This window comes from Paenibacillus sp. UNC217MF (assembly GCF_000686865.1).
GTDB classification, from domain to species: Bacteria; Bacillota; Bacilli; order Paenibacillales; family Paenibacillaceae; genus Paenibacillus_B; species Paenibacillus_B suaedae.
This window is the reverse complement of the sequence record NZ_JMLT01000003.1, coordinates 319699-335118: the sequence shown is the minus strand read 5'-3', so window position 1 is coordinate 335118 and position 15420 is coordinate 319699. Positions and strand designations below refer to the sequence as shown.

General features: G+C 44.7%; 20 protein-coding genes and 4 tRNA genes. 18 read left to right on the top strand and 6 right to left on the bottom strand.

The annotated features are described in order from the left end of the window. The 4 genes from BP95_RS0101705 to BP95_RS0101690 all read left to right on the top strand — a co-directional run bounded on the left by BP95_RS0101705 (position 1) and on the right by BP95_RS0101690 (position 2050). Entirely contained in the window at positions 1–1479 is a 1479-nt protein-coding gene (locus BP95_RS0101705) for an ABC transporter substrate-binding protein (protein WP_021256722.1), read from the top strand. A gap of 115 nt (positions 1480–1594) precedes the next feature. Then, positions 1595–1759, top strand: coding sequence for a hypothetical protein (locus BP95_RS33440; protein ID WP_175400557.1), 165 nt, complete (start codon positions 1595–1597; stop codon positions 1757–1759). A 113-nt stretch (positions 1760–1872) separates the two neighbouring features. Beyond that, positions 1873–1949, top strand: a tRNA-Met gene (locus BP95_RS0101695). 24 nt (positions 1950–1973) lie between these two features. Next, positions 1974–2050, top strand: a tRNA-Ile gene (locus BP95_RS0101690). A gap of 351 nt (positions 2051–2401) precedes the next feature. On the opposite strand, the gene BP95_RS0101685 is transcribed toward BP95_RS0101690, so the two are convergent. Next, positions 2402–3088, bottom strand: coding sequence for a hypothetical protein (locus tag BP95_RS0101685; protein WP_021256720.1), 687 nt, complete (start codon positions 3086–3088; stop codon positions 2402–2404). Between the two features lie 298 nt (positions 3089–3386). On the opposite strand from BP95_RS0101685, the gene BP95_RS0101680 reads away from it, so the two are divergent. The 5 genes from BP95_RS0101680 to BP95_RS0101660 all read left to right on the top strand — a co-directional run bounded on the left by BP95_RS0101680 (position 3387) and on the right by BP95_RS0101660 (position 5458). Beyond that, a tRNA-Leu gene (locus BP95_RS0101680) sits at positions 3387–3475 on the top strand. Positions 3476–3637: 162 nt separating this feature from the next. After that, positions 3638–4309, top strand: a complete 672-nt coding sequence (locus BP95_RS0101675; protein ID WP_021256719.1) for a uracil-DNA glycosylase — start codon at positions 3638–3640, stop codon at positions 4307–4309. 184 nt (positions 4310–4493) lie between these two features. Continuing rightward, positions 4494–4569 (top strand) — tRNA-Val (locus tag BP95_RS0101670). 436 nt (positions 4570–5005) lie between these two features. Next, complete coding sequence (locus BP95_RS32855) at positions 5006–5164, top strand: hypothetical protein (protein ID WP_155987172.1); 159 nt, start codon at positions 5006–5008, stop codon at positions 5162–5164. A gap of 99 nt (positions 5165–5263) precedes the next feature. Then, entirely contained in the window at positions 5264–5458 is a 195-nt protein-coding gene (locus BP95_RS0101660; protein ID WP_021256718.1) for a hypothetical protein, read from the top strand. Between the two features lie 88 nt (positions 5459–5546). Here BP95_RS0101660 and BP95_RS33435 read toward each other — a convergent pair whose 3' ends face one another. Further along, entirely contained in the window at positions 5547–5711 is a 165-nt protein-coding gene (locus BP95_RS33435; protein ID WP_162833935.1) for a hypothetical protein, read from the bottom strand. Positions 5712–5855: 144 nt separating this feature from the next. On the opposite strand from BP95_RS33435, the gene BP95_RS0101650 reads away from it, so the two are divergent. Together BP95_RS0101650 and BP95_RS0101645 are read left to right on the top strand one after the other, a co-directional pair. Further along, on the top strand, positions 5856–6299 hold the full coding sequence (locus BP95_RS0101650) for a GNAT family N-acetyltransferase (RefSeq protein ID WP_021256717.1): 444 nt from the start codon (positions 5856–5858) through the stop codon (positions 6297–6299). A gap of 104 nt (positions 6300–6403) precedes the next feature. Then, positions 6404–6637 (top strand): DUF3892 domain-containing protein, encoded by a 234-nt coding sequence (locus tag BP95_RS0101645; RefSeq protein ID WP_021256716.1) that lies wholly within the window; start codon positions 6404–6406, stop codon positions 6635–6637. 72 nt (positions 6638–6709) lie between these two features. Here BP95_RS0101645 and BP95_RS0101640 read toward each other — a convergent pair whose 3' ends face one another. Next, positions 6710–7447 (bottom strand): MBL fold metallo-hydrolase, encoded by a 738-nt coding sequence (locus BP95_RS0101640; RefSeq protein ID WP_028531256.1) that lies wholly within the window; start codon positions 7445–7447, stop codon positions 6710–6712. 162 nt (positions 7448–7609) lie between these two features. Between BP95_RS0101640 and BP95_RS0101635 the strand changes: the two genes are divergently transcribed. The 4 genes from BP95_RS0101635 (at position 7610) to BP95_RS0101620 (ending at position 9676) form a co-directional block, all read left to right on the top strand. Further along, complete coding sequence (locus BP95_RS0101635) at positions 7610–7813, top strand: hypothetical protein (RefSeq protein ID WP_028531255.1); 204 nt, start codon at positions 7610–7612, stop codon at positions 7811–7813. A gap of 147 nt (positions 7814–7960) precedes the next feature. Further along, complete coding sequence (locus tag BP95_RS29350) at positions 7961–8497, top strand: N-acetylmuramoyl-L-alanine amidase (RefSeq protein WP_021256713.1); 537 nt, start codon at positions 7961–7963, stop codon at positions 8495–8497. 157 nt (positions 8498–8654) lie between these two features. Next, on the top strand, positions 8655–9254 hold the full coding sequence (locus tag BP95_RS0101625; RefSeq protein WP_021256712.1) for a stalk domain-containing protein: 600 nt from the start codon (positions 8655–8657) through the stop codon (positions 9252–9254). Between the two features lie 110 nt (positions 9255–9364). Next, entirely contained in the window at positions 9365–9676 is a 312-nt protein-coding gene (locus BP95_RS0101620) for a DUF1292 domain-containing protein (RefSeq protein ID WP_021256711.1), read from the top strand. A 119-nt stretch (positions 9677–9795) separates the two neighbouring features. On the opposite strand, the gene BP95_RS0101615 is transcribed toward BP95_RS0101620, so the two are convergent. Then, positions 9796–10206 (bottom strand): DUF1885 family protein, encoded by a 411-nt coding sequence (locus BP95_RS0101615; RefSeq protein WP_021256710.1) that lies wholly within the window; start codon positions 10204–10206, stop codon positions 9796–9798. A 200-nt stretch (positions 10207–10406) separates the two neighbouring features. On the opposite strand from BP95_RS0101615, the gene BP95_RS0101610 reads away from it, so the two are divergent. Beyond that, on the top strand, positions 10407–10694 hold the full coding sequence (locus BP95_RS0101610; RefSeq protein ID WP_021256709.1) for a DUF3055 domain-containing protein: 288 nt from the start codon (positions 10407–10409) through the stop codon (positions 10692–10694). Between the two features lie 58 nt (positions 10695–10752). Here BP95_RS0101610 and BP95_RS0101605 read toward each other — a convergent pair whose 3' ends face one another. Then, a complete protein-coding gene (locus tag BP95_RS0101605) occupies positions 10753–12228 on the bottom strand; it encodes an aminotransferase class I/II-fold pyridoxal phosphate-dependent enzyme (protein WP_028531254.1) in 1476 nt (491 codons plus the stop codon). A 207-nt stretch (positions 12229–12435) separates the two neighbouring features. Between BP95_RS0101605 and BP95_RS0101600 the strand changes: the two genes are divergently transcribed. Next, entirely contained in the window at positions 12436–13614 is a 1179-nt protein-coding gene (locus BP95_RS0101600) for a tetracycline resistance MFS efflux pump (protein ID WP_028531253.1), read from the top strand. A 173-nt stretch (positions 13615–13787) separates the two neighbouring features. Here BP95_RS0101600 and BP95_RS0101595 read toward each other — a convergent pair whose 3' ends face one another. Next, positions 13788–14417 (bottom strand): YktB family protein, encoded by a 630-nt coding sequence (locus tag BP95_RS0101595; RefSeq protein ID WP_021256706.1) that lies wholly within the window; start codon positions 14415–14417, stop codon positions 13788–13790. Positions 14418–14703: 286 nt separating this feature from the next. Between BP95_RS0101595 and BP95_RS0101590 the strand changes: the two genes are divergently transcribed. After that, complete coding sequence (locus BP95_RS0101590) at positions 14704–15300, top strand: hypothetical protein (protein WP_021256705.1); 597 nt, start codon at positions 14704–14706, stop codon at positions 15298–15300. Positions 15301–15420 lie beyond the last annotated feature (120 nt).

Sequence of the window (15420 nt, the reverse complement as noted above, 5' to 3'; positions counted from 1 at the left end):
ATGAAAAAAAACTGGGTACGTAAATTATTAACAGTTACACTGGTATTGACGATGATTATCCCAATGCTGGCTGCATGTACGAACAAAGATGAGGTTGTTCCAGGACAAGAGCGAGTATTGCGCATTGGCATGCAGTATGGAGGATATGACGACACCTATTTCCGTCAGCAATGGACGGATACATTTGAAATTACACACAAAGGAATCCGTATTGAGCTTGTACCAGCACTTGATGGTGCAGATATGCGATATGATAATTCTGGAGATCCGAAGAAACAGCCGGATCGCTATGAAGCGATGAAAAAACTGCTGAATTCTGCGAATCCAGTTGACATCATCGTCACGGATTCGTTCCAGTTCCGCAAGCTTGTGGAAGAAGGAATGTTGAAGCAGCTTGATCCGCTTGTACAGAAGGACAGTATTGATTTGTCTGACTTTGTACCAACGGTTATTGATGGGATAAAAGCAATGGGAGACAACAGCTTGTATGGTCTTTCGCCTACATTCTCCTCAAATGCACTGTTCTTCAACAAGAAGCTTTTCAGTGATGCAGGCATTACACCGCCAACTGATAATATGACATGGGATCAAGTATTTACGCTCGCAGCTAACCTATCGAAGGGTGACGGAGCAGATCGCAAGTATGGTTTCAGCTTCAACCGTTATAGTGGTTCCGATGTGTTTAGCGATATGATGAATTTATATATTACGCCATTAAATCTTCGTATGTTCGATGAAAAAGGCGAGAAGATGACGGTAAACACGCCGCAATGGGAAAAAGTATGGACAACGGTAAGTGATCTGGCGATCAAGAAAATCGTCCCACCTGCCAACAGTACTGAAATGCCTGTACAAACGCCGGAAAATGAAAATCCGTTCGGACATGATAACTTCCTGTCAGGGAAGGTAGCTATGGCGATCGGAGACTATAATTACATTAATACGGAATTGTCGGATGCCATGAAGAATGCTGACAAAATCAAAGGCTTTACGAAATTTGACTGGGATGTTGTAACCATGCCATCACACCCGGAATCTCCAGGTGTATCTGGCGGTTCTCAGCTGTATAATATTTTTGCAATCAATCAAAAAGCAGCGAATCCAGACGATGCTTGGGAATTCATGAAATTTATTAACAGTGAAGATTGGGCTAAGCTTCGTTCCCGCAGCAGTTGGGAAATGGTATCTCGTCAAAAGTACATTAAGCCTAAGGATGGCACTAACATTAATGTCAGTGCGTTCTACAAAACAAAGCCGGTTCCTCCTACAAAGACAGATATGGAGAAGTTCATGATGGACGGAAGCTACTGGCAGATCAATCAGCTTGGTACGGAGTTGATGCAGCAAGTGATCGAGAAGAAGAAATCAGTTGCGGATGCCTTGAAGGAATGGGAAACAAAAGGGAACCAAATTTTGATTCAAGCGAAAAAGAATCCGAACGGTAATGATACTCCTCCAGGAAACGTATACAAGGGTTAATCATCGTAATGCAGGAAGAATCGGTGGCTCCAAGTGAGCTTGCCGGTTCTTTTTTGCACGATTGGGGAATAGTAGGGGAAGGGGAGGGAGCTGATGACAAGAAGAGGGTGATAAAGTGCACTGGGTCTATTGGGGCAAGTTGTACGATTCCAGATTTCAAGCTCGTTGTTTGCAGCAGCGTCTGGAGCATGATGCTTGGATTTATGGATATGAGGCAATGAAGGAGATTGAAGTATATCGATCACGTAGAGGAAAATACGGGGTACGATTTCTTCCTTAGCCCATCATGTACAACTTATTCAAACATTTTTAATTTTTCTCTTGACTGAACATATGCAACTATTGTATAGTAATACTTGTCGCTGCTGAAGAAGTTCAGCTGCTGAATCATATCGCGGGGTGGAGCAGTCTGGTAGCTCGTCGGGCTCATAACCCGAAGGTCGTAGGTTCAAATCCTGCCCCCGCAACCAAACCTCATGAAATTGCAATGGTGAGGGCCCTTAGCTCAGTTGGTTAGAGCGGTCGGCTCATAACCGATTGGTCGGGGGTTCGAGTCCCTCAGGGCCCACCAATTCTAATTTCATAGATACATAGTTTTGTAAAGTGCATCTTTCATCATCAGTTCTAGCAGTTTGCTAGATTTGCATGAGATAGGTGTTTTTTTATTATTGAGGATCTAAGGGAGCCCGCTTTGCAACGTTTTGCGGAGGGGCTTCCTTTTTTGTGTCGCTATTTTCTTTTTTGCAACGCATCGTAGGCATCGAGGACATTTTGGAGTGCAGCCTTTTCTTTTTTTTGTTATCGTACGGTCATCATAATAAGTATCGCCTTCATGGCGAATGATGGTTTTCTTTGATTTAATAATGGCGCGAATCATTGAGATATCTGATTCAGATGGAGCGACATCGGCCCATTCCCAGATTCAGGTATTATTATCTCGGATGATCTCATCACTATTAGGGAAGATGGAATAGGTCTTATCATCGACTTTCAATGTGTACTTCTCGATGAACAGCCAATTTTCAGCTTCGTATTGAATACGCAACCGCAGCCAAGATATATTTGCTTCTTTCCCTATATATAAGAAGAAACTGTTCTCATTCGCATAGTGAGGTGAAGTTTTGTCATAATACCAGGTAATACTTTTGACTTCATCTACACTTTTTCTCATCTTAGATAGTGCTTGCGCCAAGCGCTTTTCTTCCGCCGCTTGTTTACGTTTTTTCTCCAACTGCTCGGCCTCGATCTTCTTACGCTCTTTTTCTTCAATTTGCGAAATCAATGTTTTGGCGATGCCTGCTTCCTTGCTTCCGGGATGTTTCTTCATTAAAGCATTTAGTTTGTCCTTTGCGTTGCCTAATGCCCCTTTAGTAAGACTATCCTTTGCTCCGGCAAGCATGCGGTCAGCTCCATTTTTGATATCATCGATTTCTTTCTTTAACTCGTTAATTGTACCTTTCAATTGTATATTTTCTTGTTGCAGGTTTCTTACTTTAGCGGTCAGGTTCTCGTTCGCAGATACCATATCGTCATATGAGGATTGCGAGATGCTAGAACAGCCTGAAAGGAGTATGAAAGAAACACATAGTAGGCTAGTCATTCTCTTCACTGCCCGGATCCTCCTAAATTGTAGTAGTTCTTTTGTACGACAAAAGCCAAATATTCCAATGAAAATAATGGTAACAAAATTGGTGTGAAGATAATTCAATAGGAGGAAAAAGGCCAGATGATGAATGTTCAATTGCGAACATTCACATTGATAAATTTATTGTTGACATCATATGAAGGCGTATGATATATTATATCTTGTCGGTTGCGATGTACAGTGTTTTGAAGCGAAAGTGGATGAGCAGCTTGTAGTGCGCAATGATGCAGCATATTGAACCACATGACGATGTGGCAAATATGCCGGGGTGGCGGAATTGGCAGACGCACAGGACTTAAAATCCTGCGGTAGGTGACTACCGTACCGGTTCGATCCCGGTCCTCGGCACCACGTATTGATGATGAGAACTCCTTTCCTGTTCAGGCCTTGAACAAGTGAGGAGTTTTTTGCTTTATACTCTTTTTTAATATGAAATGTGAAATGATTTGAGGATTACATAATAATCGTAATAGACTAATAGATACCAACATGGAAGGGGAATGTACAGTGGGAATGCATGTACAGAATGATTGGGCGGAATTGCTTCACGAGGAAGTTAGACAGCCATATTTCAAGCAGCTGTGGGGCTGGCTTCGAGAAGAATACAAGCGTGCAGTCATTTATCCGCCATATGAACTTATATTTTCTGCATTGAATGCGACGTCCTATGCGGATACGAAGATTGTCATCGTTGGGCAAGATCCTTATCATGGGCCAGGACAAGCTCATGGGTTAAGCTTCTCCGTTCAACCGGGTGTTAAGCTGCCGCCTTCACTTCAGAACATGTTCAAAGAGGGCGCAGCAGATGTTGGTCTGAAGATGCCGAACAACGGAAGCTTGCTGCACTGGGCCAAGCAAGGCGTCCTCATGCTTAACACAGTACTGACCGTCGAACAAGGACAAGCAGCATCACATCGCGGGAAGGGCTGGGAGAAGTTCACCGATCGTATCATTCAATTGTTGAATGACAGAGATCGCCCAATCATATTTGTTCTATGGGGAAGCCATGCACAAGCGAAGGCGAGCATGATTGATTTGTCAAAGCATTATATTGTACAAGCGCCGCATCCAAGTCCATTGTCTGCACATCGTGGGTTCTTTGGGAGCAAGCCGTACTCGAAAATTAATAATAAGCTGCGCGAATGGGGCGAGCAGGAGATCGACTGGCAAGTCCCTAATATCTAAATAAGGAATAGGCGTCATCGTGAACTGCTTTCATGGAATAGTAAGTTGTTGTATGCTTGTAAGAAGGTGTGAGCGATATACTATGAAAGTGGTTCAATGGGCTGCCGATCATTCAGGAAAAAAGTCTTCTCTAGTAATTGACATGGTAATATATTGATGTTATATTAAATTTGTTAATAAACATGATCTGTTAGCTCAGCTGGGAGAGCACCATCTTGACAGGGTGGGGGTCAGTGGTTCGAGCCCACTACAGATCACCATACTATAAACGTCAAAAGCCTTGATTATCAAGGCTTTTTCTATTTCTATTCCTTTGAACAGTGCAAACCTGCAGCAGAATCTTCTTTGCTCAATGAAAGTGATGCGACAGATGATACAAAACCACTATATTGTCAACATCATGCATTAAGAAAAATCAGATCAATGATATAGTTTAATATAACTCATTCTCTGCCTATTTTATTGATTTCTCTGGTGATCAAGTCCGTCATGCCTTGTTTGCAGGGGAAGCGAGTGTGTGTGCCTCGAAATATATATTATTACAAGACCAAGCATCTCTCATTCGTATCTAACGGGTGATGGATGCTTTTTTATTTTGTTCGTAATTGCAAGAACTAAACTTGCAACTGCTTTCATATAGTGAAGGTATAACGAATGTTTCGCTATTGAATGGGGACAAGCGGAGGAGGTTGGGTTATGGGAGCCGAATTGAGTGTATGGATAATCGGTGTGTTCGGGATCGTAGCGGTTGTCTGTTGGTTTTTATCCAAGCTTCTCATCTTTGATAGTACAAAGCATGATGAGCAATTTGTATGGCTTCGCTCAGTTGAAGAGGATGCCAGCAAGAAGGAATGAAGTCATGAGCAAGGGCATGAGATGTTTAAGGGATTAACTTTACGGTGAGAATAGGGGCTATATCGTGAAGTTATTAGTGTTGTTAGCGGGGGTAGCAGCATGCGTAGACGATGGAACGTAATAGGCGTGGTAATGTTGGCCGGAATCATCACGGGCGTCCTGCTTGTTGGGCTTAGTATGAACGCTGTCGACGCAAGTCGCTTCTATCCTGGGATTGATCCTGTAGAGAAGAAGATACCGATCTATGAGGATGTGTATGGTAAGCCAATTATTGAGGAAGTGTATGAGCCCTAGAGTATAACCATACAAGTGGCCGACAGCCCTAGAGATCCTAAGGATCTCCAGGGCTGTTTTCTTCATAAATGTCGTTCATTATGCTTCATTAATCTGTGTTGGATGAATGATTGGGCTGCCTAGCTGTGCTGTCTATAGGCTCTTCTGCATCCCATTTACGTGCGTAGGCTTTCTTCGTCACGTAGAGAAGCAGAAGCACCATGCCTACTACCATGACAACAACTGCGATTACTGTAGCCAGTATCGGATCCATCGTGTACCCCCTTGCTAATGTAAGCGTGTCCGTTATTGCAACTATACATGAATTTCATTTTTTTGTATAATATAAATTCGTTTGCAGCAGCTAAGATATTATACATAATCGCTGTTGCAACATTTCATTCGGAGGTGAGCGGGAGTGGCTGCTGAAATCATTGAGGTTAAGACACAGGAACAACTGGACGAGTGTATTGCGATACGAAAGGAAGTATTCGTTGCTGAGCAACATGTACCGGAAGAAGAAGAATGTGACGAGTACGATAACTTGGATGCTCCGGCCTTTCACGTCCTGCTGATGTCAGACGGACAGTACGCTGCAACAGGACGAGTGAAGCTGTTGGATGAATTCACTGCTAAGATGCAGCGTATTGCAGTAAGAAAGCCATTCCGCGGGAAAGGGATTGGAAGAGTTTTAATGGTAGGTCTGGAGCAAATCGCCCGGAAACACGGTGTGGAGAAATGCGTGCTGGACGGTCAGTGCCAAGCGGAAGGGTTCTATCATTCTTTAGGGTATGAGACAGTGTCAGAGGAGCCATTCTTGGATGCGGGTATTCCTCATATTCGCATGGAGAAGAAGCTGTAATTCGTTGTACCGATTTTCGGTTCATAAAAGTTGTGGGTTATGGACACTCTACCTAACAAACGCATCTAATGTAGGATGTATATAGTTAGGAGGATGATGTTCGCATGTCACAGCGAGAATCCATTGTAGCTGTTCAGAAGAATGGGGATGGGGATCTAACGGCGTTCCAAACGAATACAGGCCGAATCTTAAATTACGAGCAGGCTCTTCAAGCCGTGCAAAATGGAGAAATTGCGGGTGTGAATGCCTTCAAGGGAAGAGACGGCGGTACTTATCTTCGTGGAGATGCTGATGGTGATCCAAGCAACAATCTGGATAACTTGCCGACTTTCCAATAACGGTATAGAAGACATAACGAAAGAGCACTTGCAGCGGCCAAATTGGGTCGTTGTAAAGTGCTCTTTGGTGTATTATTCGATTGTATAGAGCTGGTGTTGATCGACAAAGGACATGGCGCCAGTATGCCCTTCGTACTGCGGCCGTTCATCTCCATAGTGCATGAGGAAGGTAAGCTTCTGCAGTGTATCTGGAAGCGTCAAGAGCTCTGCCAATGTCGCATGAACCTCTCCATTCCCACCTAATTGACAGTCATGGAAGATAATGGTTACTCCACGCTGTTCAACTAAGCGGTGAAGCAGTTCCGGCTGGAACTGCATATCAGCGCTGTAGAAAAAATGATTGTTGATAAGAAGAGAGAAGCTGCGCTTGCCTTCAATATGTGGAGTCTCTAATAATTCGACGGTAAGACCCGCTGCAATGTCATAGGGCTGCCCTGGCTCAATTGCATGTACATCGAATACATCCTCTAAGCAGCTTATTCCCTCCTGGGTTAGTCCACCCTTCAATGTATGCTCCCATAATACGGATACGAGTGGAGAAGCTATGTACAGTTTTGGCTTACGTCCATATTTGAACTTCATCTGGAAGGCCAATTCTTCTAATCCCCCAACATGATCAGCATGAATATGAGAGATAAGAACACCATCGATGTCAGAGAATGACTTATTCAAATGGTGTAGAGCCATCGGTGCCGTAATTCCACAGTCGATGAGCAGTGTGAATCCACCAGAGTAAAGTAATCCGTTGTTATTGAAGTATGATTTGGCAAATGCACTGCCTGTCCCTAACATTTGTATGTGAAGGTTCATCTTCATCCTCCTATTGGCTGACAAGGCTAGAATTACGCCTATACTGTACCATGTCTGGGATAAATGCACAAGCAAAGGCAGCGCAATCTGCATAATGTGCAATAATCAGGTTCGGCCGGAAGCGGCAGGCAACGTGAAATGCACATGAAGCGGGTGAAGGGCATGACGAAGGGGAAGGGCAAAAAGAAGACGAGTCTTCAGTCTGGTCGTGAACAGTTCACGATGAAAATAGTAACTTCAGATCGGTGTGAAGCGTGTAAGACACCCTGCACGCGCGGGATGGATTATGTGGAGCGGATGTCTCAGCCAGGCGCAGTTGGAAATGGCGTTCCCTGTATCCTAACTCGTACCAAACTGGGCGGCTAATTATCCCTACCCTACACAATAGGGTACATGTTCCCGGGGTGATAACATGTCTGTTGCACACCCAATCATTTCCCGGGACATAATGGATTTCCGGATCGCGCGAATCACCTACAATCGTCTTACCTATTGAACAATGGGGGGATCGTGATGCAGTTGGAGATTGTATGGAAGGGAAATGAGCATACCAATTCGAGTGATCGCAAGGGGGAGATCCCTGCAATTATTGTGAATCATATTTCTGCTCAGAGCTTAACGAGTCTAGATGCATGGTACACATGTCCTGACAACAAGATTTCTTCAGCTCATTTTGCAGTGTCCAAGAATGGGACAATTCATCAATATGTATCCATTGAGCGAATGGCATTCTCACAAGGACTAGAAGGAGAACGAATTGCCTTAGCGCCTGCTTTTGTTGTACGTGAAAAAGGAATGAATCCTAATCGATATGCGGTATCAATCGAGCATGAAGGAATGGACGGGCTGCTGACAGACGAACAGTATCAGGCATGTCTTCGTTTGCATCGTTATATACAACGATATGTAATGGAGAAGTGGGGACATTGGATCTCCTTGGATTATGAACATGTGTTGGGACATTTTCAGATCGATGCCATAAGAAAAGCGAACTGTCCAGGCCCTAACTTTCCATGGAGCCGGTTATATGAGGATATGAAGGAAGGGTGAGAGCATTGCTGGCATACCACAAGTTTTTGCGGGTGAAATAGTTCATGGCTTTGTTCATGATAGTATGAATGCACGTGAGAGTTATTTGCGAATTAGGCGCAACTCTAAAGCATGATTGGAGTATAACTTTACAACAAAGAAATTTGGGGGTAACGAGATGAAATGCAGGAGACTTGCAGCATTCGTTCTGCTTGGTTCTATTGTGGGTGGAGCGTATGCATCGGCACAGACAGATGTCGCACCTAGTTCTGCGCAAGCCGCTCCAGTGGCTGAGAAGATTGATGTTGTTCTGAATGGGAATGCGGTAAATGAAGGCGGGTATATGATAGATGGACGTGCTTATTTGTCTGTACGACAAATACAAGAAGCACTTCAGGCATTTATATTCTGGGATGATGCCAATAAGAAGGTTGTAATTGACAAGCCTAATGTGGACTTGCTGCTGTTCAAGGACAATAAAACATTTGGCAAAGTCGAGACGGGGAAGACCTCATTTACAGTATTCGTCCAAGTCGACAGTTTGCAGTCGACAGTTGATGCGATCAAGATTACGATCACAGATCCGAAAGGGAAGACAACGGAGCTTCAGGAATCGAGTGTTCCAACAAATGAAGATAATTTCTGGTTCCGTACGAATGAGCATAAGTATGATTTCAAGGCCAAGGGCGACTATATGATCTCTTGTTATTTGAGACAGAAGAATGGTGAATTCACCCTTATATCGCAGAAAAAGTTGCCTGCAATATCTAAACTTTAGCTTTCGGTTATTATACATACTGAAGCGAGTAGGCGTTCGTTGACCTCTTTCGCAGAAAGTGGTACGATACGTGAGTATAACCACTACCTGAACATAAAGGAGATTTACTCATGAGCGAACATAACCATGATTGCGGATGTGGACACGATCATGATCACGACCACGATCACGATCATGAATTGATTATTACAATGGTAGACGAAGACGGCAACGAAATCGACATGACGATGGTCGAGACGTTCAACGTCGACGAGCAGCTATATGCACTTCTTCTCCAACGCAACGATCCAGAAGCGGACGGCATTATCGTACGTCTGGAAGAGCAAGGTGAAGAAATGGCAATGCTTCCTATCGAAGATGACGCTGAGTGGGAACGCGTACAGCAAGCATACAACGAATTGGTAGCTGAGCAAGGCGAGTAATTCATTCGCTCTGCCAATATACAGGTATAGAACAAGCTCCGGAGAATTCCGGGGCTTGTTCTTTTTTTGAGCATGATTCCGTTCGGAGCGGATCAATTGGGATATTCTTATAGATGCTCTTATTTGCGTGGATTGTAATACATAATTCTACCGTTGAACAGCGTAAGTTCTGCCTTCCACTTTTTCGCCAAATATTTGCACAACTCGTTTCCTTTGGCCTTGTCTCCGTGAGTGGCATCGTCAGGCAGAACCATTTGGACGTAGCGGCGGAAGTCCTCTTTCTCACCAACACCAAATACGATATGTCGATATAATGGATTGGAACCTTTTAAATAGAACCATTCCTGCTCTTGCCCAGGCTTTGTTTCAATTGTATATGGAAAGGCAGCCTCGGCATAATCCCAGCCTAATTGTTCTCCGGTTAATTGGGTTTGTTCCCGGTAATGGAGAAGTTGGCCCTTCAATTCATCTAATGTAATGGACGCAACCTCCGAACCATCGACAAACGTAATGAATGCGCTTTGACTCATCGAATCTATCCTCCCCTTGGGACATCTTCTACTTATAGCACGAATCGCTTACATCATACCATTTGACTGAATGTGATGGCAATATTTACATGGAATGAAAGTTCGAATCTTGTTCTAGGAACGCGATTTATGTTATACTCGATCGTATAACCATTAAATGGTTTGTGTTCTTGGAAAAGGATATCCCGAGGAGGTGTGCGATGTTTGACCATTTGTATGAAGTTTCGGAGCAAGCAAATGTTACCTTTGTCGGTTGGGCCACAGAACAGATTCGTTATGATTTCGCACTCATTTATTCCGATCATTTTATCGGTAAGACATTAGTTGTATGTATGCAGACTGGTCGCTCGACATTATTATGTGCGGATGATTTGCGTCCAGAAATTCTCCAAGTCAAATTCAATTTGCCTCATGCTGAGGCGGCAAGTGAAGCGGCGCAGCTGTTGCTTACGCGAATACATCCACTCGAGGTGCAGGATCAATACTGAATGATCCTGCAGAGAATGAATACAGGGTGCCCCATATCGGGGCACCCTGTATTGTGCATTAGAAGATCGCGCGTTCCTCACGAATAACCTTAACAAATTCAATATTGCGATCTTCTGGTCCCTTAACCGGAAGCCCAATATCGACGTGATCACGAATATAATTGATGTTTTCTTGCGAGATGACTTCGCCTGGAAGCAAGATCGGAATGCCAGGCGGATAAACGTATATAAATTCTGCAATAATTCGTCCTGCAGACTCCTTAAAAGGTATGACCTCAGTATCCGCATAGAAGGCATCGCGCGGAATGAGGGACAACTGCGGAATCTCCGGAATTTTGACGACGAGCTCCTGTACTTCATTGCGTTCATGGTGAAGACTGGACAAGTCGCGCAATGCGCGGAGCAGAATGTCGATCGTCTCCTTGGAGTCGCCCGGCGTGACGAGACAGAGAATATTGTACATATCGCTCAGTTCGACTTCGATGTTGTAGTGCTCCCGCAGCCAGTTCTCCGTTTCATAACCGGTTATCCCCAAATGGCGGACATGAATGGTCAGCTTCGTCGGATCATAACTGTAAGTTGCTTCTCCGCCGAGAATCTCTTCGCCAAAACAGTAAAGGCTAGGAATTTCATTAATTTGCTGACGGGCAAATTCGGCCAGTTCAATGGTGTGTTCCGCCATTTCATGACCGTTAAGAGCCAAGTTGCGACGGGATGTATCCAAAGATGCCAGCAATATATAGGAAGTGGAAGTCGTTGTCAGCATGCTGAATATGGTTTGTACACGCTGATGATTTACGAGTCCATTTTTCGTATTTACATTAAGCACAGAACTCTGGGTTAGGGAACCGCCCAGCTTATGCACACTTGTCGCAGCCATATCGGCACCGGCCTGCATGGCTGACATCGGCAGCTTTTCGTGGAAATGAATAAGAACACCATGTGCTTCATCAACAAGTACAGGAATATCGTAAGAATGTGCTAAGTCGACAATCTCCTTCAAGTTCGCGCAAATCCCGAAGTACGTTGGATTAATGACGAGCACTGCTTTCGTATCTGGGTGTTTCTCCAAGGCTCTGCGTACCGAGCTGGTTGTGATGCCGTGATCGATTCCTAAATTCGCATCGCGCGCTGGCGAGACGAATACAGGCTTTGCACCGGCGAAAATAATGGCGGACATGATCGATTTATGAACATTGCGTGGAACCAGGATTTTATCTCCTGGAGAGCATACGGACATAATCATTGTCATGATTGCGCTGCTTGTGCCTTGTACGCTGAAGAGCGTATAATCGGCACCTAGTGCGTCAGCAGCAAGTTGCTGCGCCTCGGCGATGACGCTCGTAGGCTGGTGCAAGTCATCAAGCGGAGCAATGTTAATCAGATCTATAGAGAGCGCCTGATCTCCGATAAAGCTTCGGAATTCTGCATCTGTCCCTGCGCCTTTTTTATGACCTGGAATGTGGAACTGCACCGGATTATTGGAGGCATGTTCCGTAAGTGCGGTAAATAAGGGCGTCCGATGATGGTTCATCGCCGTATCACAACCTTTCATGTTGGCAATCTACTAAGCTGCGCATGGCGTGTCCTGCGCAAACAAGGTTTAGTTTAACAAAAACGACCCGGAATGCAAGATCTTTTTCCTCTATAGTAGGGGGGGAGCATGAATAAGTATTCGCACTTTATTCATTTTCGTTTCAAGGTATGGTGTGATAGGATGTACATATCGGAGGGAATTGTCATGAAAAAGAAAATGTCCGTTGTCATGTTCATGCTGATGATGGTGTTCATTGGCTTCGGTATCGTGATTCCGGTTCTGCCTCGAATGATAACGAATGCAGGCGCCAATGAATTTCATTTGGGGCTTATGCTCTCGATCTATTCATTAATTGCGTTCGTGGTGTCTCCAATATGGGGAGCATTGTCGGAGAAGGTTGGTCGGCGTCCCATCATCCTTATCGGGACTCTCGGGTTCAGTATAAGTTATCTGCTGTTCGGATTAGCGAATGGTGAGCTTTGGATGATGTATGTTTCCCGCGCATTGGGAGGCATCTTCTCTGGTGCTGTAGCTTCAGTTATTGTTGCCTACGTCGCCGATATCACGACACCTGAGCAACGCACGAAGGGTATGGCCTTTGTTGGAATGTCGATTGGGCTAGGTTTTACATTTGGGCCAGCCTTTGGCGGTATTTTAAGCAGATACGGTTATAATACGCCCTTTTTCGCAGCTTCAGCATTGACATTTATCACATGCGTGCTAGGCTTCGTATTACTTAAGGAATCGCTGACTCCTGAGGAGCGCAAGGGAAGCCGCGAATCGGCTCCTTCACGCTGGACAGCCTTTACGGGACGAATGAAGTATTTGTATGTATTGTCCTTCTTTGTTACCTTTACGCTGGCAGGATTGGAAGCGACGCTATTGTATTTTGAAGCAGCTAGAATCCCAGGAATTACAGAGGAGCAGATCGGATACATGTTCTTCTTCTGTGGCCTTTCAGGTGCGCTTGTTCAAGGTGGGGTTGTAAGACGCTACATCAAGAGTGGAGGAGAGAAGAAGGCGATTGCGGTAGGTCTGATTATTTCTGCTGCAGGATTTTTGCTGCTCTTGTTGTCCTCAAGTGTTGTCGACGCAACCATTTACTTATGCGTGTTCGGTATCGGCAATGCCTTGATCCGCCCGTGTGTAACTTCATTGATCACACAGAAGACGACGGTTAGCCAGGGTGTTGCTTCAGGTTTGAATTCTTCGATGGACAGCTTTGGCCGTATTACAGGGCCGCTGCTTGCCACGGGGCTGTTCGGATGGAACATGAATCTTCCTTACATAATCGGAGCAGTCTTATGTGTTGCTGCGATTTGGCTTCTCATCCGCTTTGCTGTGCTGGATCGAAATCAGACGGCCGCGAACACAACTGCATAAACAAGAACATGTGCAAAAACTGCGCTTGGAGATTGCTGGTTACGTAATCGCTGAGCGCAGTTTTTTGTTGAGTGTCGCTATATGACGTTATATGTGCGTGTTCAAAAAGTCCACTTCATGATTTACTTCGTGATCAAAAGTGGACTTTTTGAACAACCTCTATATGACGTTAATTAAGCTTCGACAGCCAACCGGTACAGTGGCATTAACGTCGTGAACGTCTGCCTAGCAAGCTCCATAAAGGCCTCACCGTTCTGCAGCAGTGGATCATTCATCGGAACGTGGCGTCCAACTAGCCATTCTGCCGACTTGATATCCCGGAAGCGGGTAAGCTTGTCAGCCATCTCCGTCTCACTCAGATCTCCGATTTGGTCGGCGTCTTTCTTCATATGATCCATGGACAATACATAATTATTAGGGATGATGCTTCTAAGTTGTTTTTGGTCATCAAGCATCGCCTGCGCAATGTTGCGCTTGTTCGCCACCTCATAAATGAAAGCCAGCCAAATAAAGACATGATCATCGAACAAGCCAACCTGGAAATGGGGAAGGGATTTGTATCCGCGTTTGTTCGGCCCAATGGCAAGCCATGTATCCTTCGGTGGATTAACCGTACGACGAGCATGCTTCGCAATATGGAGGAACATTTCAGTTCCGCTTTGCATCGCTACATCACTAATTAGCTGTTCTCCAATGGTGCGGAATTTCGGTTGAATACGATCACGAATGGCCTCCATACGGGCATCAAGCCCCTCAATTGTAAAGGTTTCAAAATCTGAAGGAGAAAATCCAGAAAACGTCATTCATCTCTTCCTTTCTAAGCTGTTGTCATCTATACACGAGCTGGTACAGAAGTTATCGAAACTCACTTACTTACTCGCTCGGGAATTTAAACATCAAGTAGTCCGTGCATGTTGCCTGTGTCGAACAAGCAGTCACCCACTCAGTATATCATAATATATTGAGAATGTTTATCAAATTATAATTATTATATTTTGATGGAACAAGCCTCTTGTTTGGAAATCCAGTCAATAATCCAAGTTGATGAATCATATGATGGAATATACGACAAGGTAAGGAGGGATTGCCGTGAATCGCAGCGACGAGGTGGAATACTGCAACCTGGAGCTACGCTTTGACCGTCGGCAAATCCAGAACCTCATCCGTGATCTTATACAAGAAGGTTATTCCTTGTATTGGAGTGAAAATGAATCGCTATTTATCGTATCTATCCGAACAGGAAGGAAGTTGGTCAAACTTCGGTTCCAACGTATGGAGCAGCGCTACAAAATTGTCGGCGACTATACGATTCGGGATGAGAAGCTGGCTGACTTTATGGAAAAACTGATCGGCGATTCACGCGGGCATGCGGTCGTCAAACGGTTCAAAGATAGACAGATTTTTATCGAGAATATTTTGTTCGGCGAACGAATTCGTCTGGTTGAGGTCATAGGGCCGAAGCAGCGCGTATTGTATCAGAAGAGGCCTATTGTAACTACTGAGGAGATGATGCAGGCATTCTTATCCAATCGGGCAGAGCAGCGTATGCGTGTGCTGCGGCTCGAAATGGATTATGTGCTCGCGGAGCTGTTTGAGGCGATGAATGAGCAAAAAATAGCTGTTATAGAGAGATGCAAAGAGAAGCTGAATGAGCTTCGTTCCGAGATGATTCAGCTGGAATGGTAATTGTTATTCATGGTTTAATCACCCTCCCATCCGCCAAATGTATGGATGAATTGCAAGGGCGAGATGGTTGCAGGGTGTTTTGCTGTGCTGTACAATAAGCGTAATGCAAACTATATAAAT